4 protein-coding genes and 1 pseudogene are annotated in these 4,929 nt (G+C 63.3%); 1 reads left to right on the forward strand and 4 read right to left on the reverse strand.

Annotated elements, in window-relative coordinates:
- The 4 genes from Q0L57_RS06045 to Q0L57_RS06060 all read right to left on the reverse strand — a co-directional run.
- Positions 1-652 (reverse strand): biotin/lipoyl-containing protein (locus Q0L57_RS06045; protein ID WP_296739464.1); only part of this gene is annotated, 652 nt, incomplete at its 3' end.
- Positions 653-655: 3 nt separating this feature from the next.
- A complete protein-coding gene (locus Q0L57_RS06050) occupies positions 656-1,654 on the reverse strand; it encodes an alpha-ketoacid dehydrogenase subunit beta (protein WP_296739473.1) in 999 nt (332 codons plus the stop codon).
- On the reverse strand, positions 1,654-2,682 hold the full coding sequence (locus Q0L57_RS06055) for a thiamine pyrophosphate-dependent dehydrogenase E1 component subunit alpha (protein ID WP_296739467.1): 1,029 nt from the start codon (positions 2,680-2,682) through the stop codon (positions 1,654-1,656). Before Q0L57_RS06055 ends, Q0L57_RS06050 begins: the two co-directional genes overlap by 1 nt.
- Before the next feature lie 2 nt (positions 2,683-2,684).
- Positions 2,685-4,013 (reverse strand): NAD(P)H-dependent oxidoreductase, encoded by a 1,329-nt coding sequence (locus Q0L57_RS06060; RefSeq protein WP_296739470.1) that lies wholly within the window; start codon positions 4,011-4,013, stop codon positions 2,685-2,687.
- Positions 4,014-4,531: 518 nt separating this feature from the next.
- Here Q0L57_RS06060 and Q0L57_RS06065 point away from each other — a divergent pair.
- Positions 4,532-4,843 (forward strand): annotated as a pseudogene (locus tag Q0L57_RS06065) (chromate transporter); the annotation flags it as partial.
- Positions 4,844-4,929 lie beyond the last annotated feature (86 nt).

The following is a 4,929-nucleotide window of genomic DNA, read 5'->3' on the forward strand; positions in this document are numbered from 1 at the left end:
CGAACAGTTTTAGCACCTGGTCGTCGGACATCGGCTTCGGCGCGGCGACTGGAGCCTCGACCGAGGTTGGTGGCGCAATCTCGGCGGTTGGCTGTACAGACGCCGTGGAGCCCTTCGCGGCAACCGCGGCCTCAACGTCGGCACGCACGACACGGCCGCGCGGGCCGCTGCCTTTTATGCCAGCGATCGAAAGACCCGCCTCGCGGGCCAGGCGGCGTGCCAGCGGCGTTGCGCGCGCGCTCGCCAGCGATTGGCCAATCTCCCCCCCTGTGGGAGTGATGCCCGGCAGGGCAGAGGAGGGCGTGAAGGAATGAGACGTTGGCCGGACAGCGCCCCCCTCTGTCGGCTTCGTCGACATCTCCCCCATTTGGGGGGCGATTGGAGCCTCACCCCGCTTGTCCCGATAAACTTCATCGTCGGCATAGATCCACGCCACCGGCTCGCCGACCGGAATGTCGACGCGCTCCTTGCCGGTGACATTGCGCAGCGTGCCGCTGGCCGGCGCGTCGATTTCCATCGCGGCCTTGTCGGTCTCGATCTCGAAGAGCACATCGCCCTTCTTGACCTTGGCGCCCTCCTCGGCGAACCAGCGCGAGATCTGGCCGGTCGCCATGTCCATATCGACCTTCGGAAGAATGACCTCTGTCGGCATCGCTCAGCGGACCCCTTTCACCAAGTCGCGCGCGGCGGCTATGATGTCGGGAACCTGCGGCACCGTCGCCTTTTCGAGGTCCGGATTGTAAGGGATCGGCGTCTCGGCGCCGCCGAGCCTGACGATCGGCGCGTCGAGATAGTCGAACGCTTCGCTTTCGGCGACCAGCGCGCTGACTTCCGCGCCGATGCCAAGCGTCTTCACCGCCTCGTAGACGCAGAGCAGGCGCGAGGTCTTCTTCACGCTGTCGATGACGGTTTGCCTGTCGAGCGGCCGGATCGTGCGCAGATCGACCACCTCGATGTCGATGCCCTCACCTTCGAGCGCAGCCGCCGCGTCGAGCGCCTTCTGCACCATGATCGAAGTGGCGACGACGGTGAGATCACGGCCCTCGCGGCGAATGTCGGCCTTGCCGATCGGCACCGTGTAATGGCCTTCCGGCACATGGCCCTTCATCTTGTAGAGCAGCTTGTGCTCGAAGATCATGACGGGGTCCGGGTCCGCGACGGCGGCAAGCAGCATGCCCTTGGCATCATGCGGCGTCGCCGGCTGGATGACCTTCAAGCCCGGCACATGACCGAGCCAGGCCTCGAGGCTCTGGCTGTGCTGCGCGGCGGCGCCGGTACCGGAGCCGGCCGGGAAACGCATCACCACCGGCACCGAAACCTCGCCACCCAGCATGAAGCGCATCTTGGCGGCCTGGTTGACGATCTGCTCCATGCCCAGCGTGGCGAAATCGGAAAACTGGAATTCGAAGATCGGCCGCATGCCGGTGACGGCCGCGCCGACCGCGACGCCGGCGCCGCCCAGCTCCGAGATCGGCGTGTCGATGACCCGCTCCGTGCCATAACGCTCGACCAGGTCGCCGGTCACCTGGAAGGCACCGCCATAGACGCCGATGTCCTCGCCCATCAGGAAGACGCGCTCGTCCATGTCCATGGCGATCGCCATGGCTTCCTGGATCGCCTGGGCGTAGCTCAGTTCACGCACCGCAACGTCCATCACGCATGCTCCGTGTAAACGTAATTCTGAAGGGTTGCGATCTCAGGCGCCGGGCTTGCCTTCGCGAACTCGATGCCATCGGCAATCTCGCGGGCGACCGTGTCGCGGATCGCCTGAATGCCCTGGTCGTCGATGAAGCCGAAATCGCGCAGCTCGGTCTCGAACAGCGTGATCGGATCGCGGTTCGCCATCCAGTCCTCGATCTCTTCCTTGGTGCGGTAGCGGTTGCGGTCGCTCTTGGAATGTCCGCGATGGCGGTAGGTCTTGGATTCGATCAGCGTCGGCCCCTCTCCCGCCCGCGCCCGCTCGACGGCCTTGTGCGAGGCCTCGGCGACTTCGGAGAAGATGTTGCCGTTGACGATGACGCCCGGCATCGAATAGGCCGCCGCCCGCTCGGCGATGTTCTTGACCGCCGTCGAGCGCGCCGTCGAGGTCGACATGCCGTAGCCGTTGTTCTCGCAAACGAAGATCACCGGCAGCTTCCAGATCGCCGCCATGTTCAGCGCTTCGTGGAAGGCGCCTTCATTGTTGGCGCCGTCGCCGAAGAAGGAGACCACGACCTTGCCGGTCTTCATCATCTTGGAGGAGAGCGCCGCGCCCACCGCGATCGGAATGCCACCGGCAACGATGCCGTTGGCGCCGAGATTGCCCTTGGCGACGTCGGCGATATGCATCGAGCCGCCACGACCCTTGCAATAGCCGGTCGTCTTGCCGAAGAACTCGGCGAACATGCGGCTGACCTCAGCGCCCTTGGCGATGCAGTGGCCATGGCCGCGATGTGTCGAAGTGATCTGGTCATCCTCGGCGAGCGGCATGCAGATGCCCATGGCACTGGCTTCCTGGCCGATCGACAGATGCATGGTGCCGTGGATGAGGCCCCGCATGTAGCACTCTTCCGCACCCTCTTCGAAGCGACGGATGAGATACATCTTGTGAAGCACTTCCCTCAGTTGCTCCGGGCTGTAGTGGCGGTAGACGAAAGGCAGGTTGGCGCGGGTGTCCGCGACGGCTTTGCTCGCCCCAGCCATGATCATGCCTCCACGGTGCCGTAAACGAGCTTGTCCTGACGCGCGCGCAACTCGGCGATCCTGGAGCCTGGCGCGGGCGCCGCGTTGGCATAGGTGATGAGCTCGCCCTTCTTGATCGGCGCGATCACCGAGCCACCCTGCAGCAACCCACACGGAATTGCCCTGGCGGCGTGAGCCTCGGGCGCGGTCATGATCCAGGCGCGGTAGCAGTACTCGCCGATGGCATCGAGCTTGTCGCCCGGCTTCAAATCCTTCTTGGCCACCGCACAGACCTCGGCGACGGGCTTCGCCAGCGGCACCATGTCGGCCTTGCCGTAAAGCACGACGCGAGCGCAGGTCAGCGGCACTTCGAGCGAGGTCAGATGATAGGGTCGATGGAAGGTGAAATACGGACCCTTGCCCATCTTCAGGTCTTCCATGCGTTCCGAAATGCGCGGATGCGACATGTCGGCAACGACGAAGACGCCAGGCGCGACACCCTTGCCGATCGAATAGTCGACGACGCCGACTTTCGACAACACGCCGCCATCCTTTTGCGGCACCAGCACCTTCGACAGTTCGCCGAGCGTGGCCGATGGGCCATGCATGCCCGGCTTGTCGGGCACCAGCCCGGTCGCGTTGGCGATCGCCGCCATCTCGACCATGGTCTTCGAACCATCGACGAACTCAACCAGCATGCGCACATTCATGTGCCGCCGCGCGGCCTCTTCCTCGTAGTCGGGCGGCGTAGCATCGATGTTGAGCGGATTGTTCTTGCCCTTGCCGGCGGCGACTATCGGGTGGCCCATGGCCGAAACGAATTCAATCAGCTCCATGCAGGACGACGGCTCGTCACCGGCGCCAAGCGAATAGGTGACTCCCAGCCGATCGGCCTCGCTCTTCAAATAGGCGCCGATGGTGACGTCCGCCTCGACATTCATCATCACCAGATGCTTGCCGTGCTCCATGGCGCGCAGGCCAATCTCGGCGCCGACGGCCGGAACGCCTGTCGCGTCGATCACCACATCGATCAGATCATTGCCGATGATCAGGCTGGAATCGTTGGTGACGGCGACTTTCCCGGCCTCCATGGCCGCGGTCATCGCCGAGGCGTTCGACACCTCGCGGGCGTGGCCCGTTTCCTGGAAGGCAATGTCAACCGCCTTGCTGGCCGCGGGCAGGTTCAATTCGGAAATGGCGCCGATCTCGATCCCGGACATATGCGCGACGCGGGTGACGATGTCGGTTCCCATCTCGCCAGAGCCGATCAGGCCGATGCGGATCGGCTTGCCGGACTTGGCGCGAACCTCGAGATCGCGGGCAAGGCCCGTCAATGAAACATTGGAAGCCATGCCGCTTATTCCTCCGGTATCGCATGCTGTTCGATTGCATGACGGGTATTGAACATCTGTATTCTTGTCAAGACTAATGTCCACATACCTGCCGCACATCCGGCCTATTGGTTACGACGGCAGTGCGTTGGCGACGCGAGAAAGAAGTCCTGCAGGGGACGGATCTGTCGCGGTTCAGACCGGAGCCATCGACCGGAAAAGGCGGCGTCGGAACAATGTGCAATTGGCTACAAGCCGATGCGCCACCGACCTCGAGGGAGGTAGTGTGCCGAGAATTCTGCAAATCCGCGAAGATGGCGGTCATGGCTGGTGATGCTCAAATTCACCTGCCTCCCGCCCAGAAACGCCACTATGACCAGAGCTAAAGCAAGATCGGCAGGCCGTCCAACCTGGTTGGATCGCACGAGCTTCAGACAGTTACCCGGGAGATTTGATGGTACCGTTGGCTGGGATCGCTCACGCTCCTTCAGATAGCCAATGGCAGCCGACAGTTAGGCGCGCCGACTGGATCGATCGCCATGTATGGCACCCGGCCGCGTGGCCCGCTTGTCGAGGTCTTTCTGACCTTTTTGCGTCTCGGCCTGACCTCGTTCGGCGGCCCGATCGCGCATCTCGGCTATTTTCGGGACGAGCTGGTCGTGCACCGCAAGTGGATCGACGAGGCAGGATTTGCTGACCTCATCGCCCTCTGTCAATTCCTGCCCGGATCAGCGTCGAGCCAAGTCGGCTTCTCGCTCGGCATCCTGCGGGGCAACGTGTTGCTTGGCGGACTTGCGGCCTGGGCGGGTTTCACAATGCCCTCAGCAATTATCCTTTTCGCTTTCGCGCTCAGTCTATAGCGGGGGTATCAGCTTGCCGATAGCATCCCGGGCCAACATTCCCCAATTCATGTTGGGCGGAAACGAACGGAAATAGT

The organism is Mesorhizobium sp. (assembly GCF_024509055.1).
Taxonomy (GTDB): Bacteria; Pseudomonadota; Alphaproteobacteria; order Rhizobiales; family Rhizobiaceae; genus Mesorhizobium.

Bases quoted from the DNA above. Each gene is read 5' to 3' on its own strand.
- Q0L57_RS06055 (WP_296739467.1), bottom strand. From the start codon at position 2,682: ATGGCTGGGGCGAGCAAAGCCGTCGCGGACACCCGCGCCAACCTGCCT.
- Q0L57_RS06050 (WP_296739473.1), bottom strand. From the start codon at position 1,654: ATGGACGTTGCGGTGCGTGAACTGAGCTACGCCCAGGCGATCCAGGAA.
- Q0L57_RS06060 (WP_296739470.1), bottom strand. From the start codon at position 4,013: ATGGCTTCCAATGTTTCATTGACGGGCCTTGCCCGCGATCTCGAGGTT.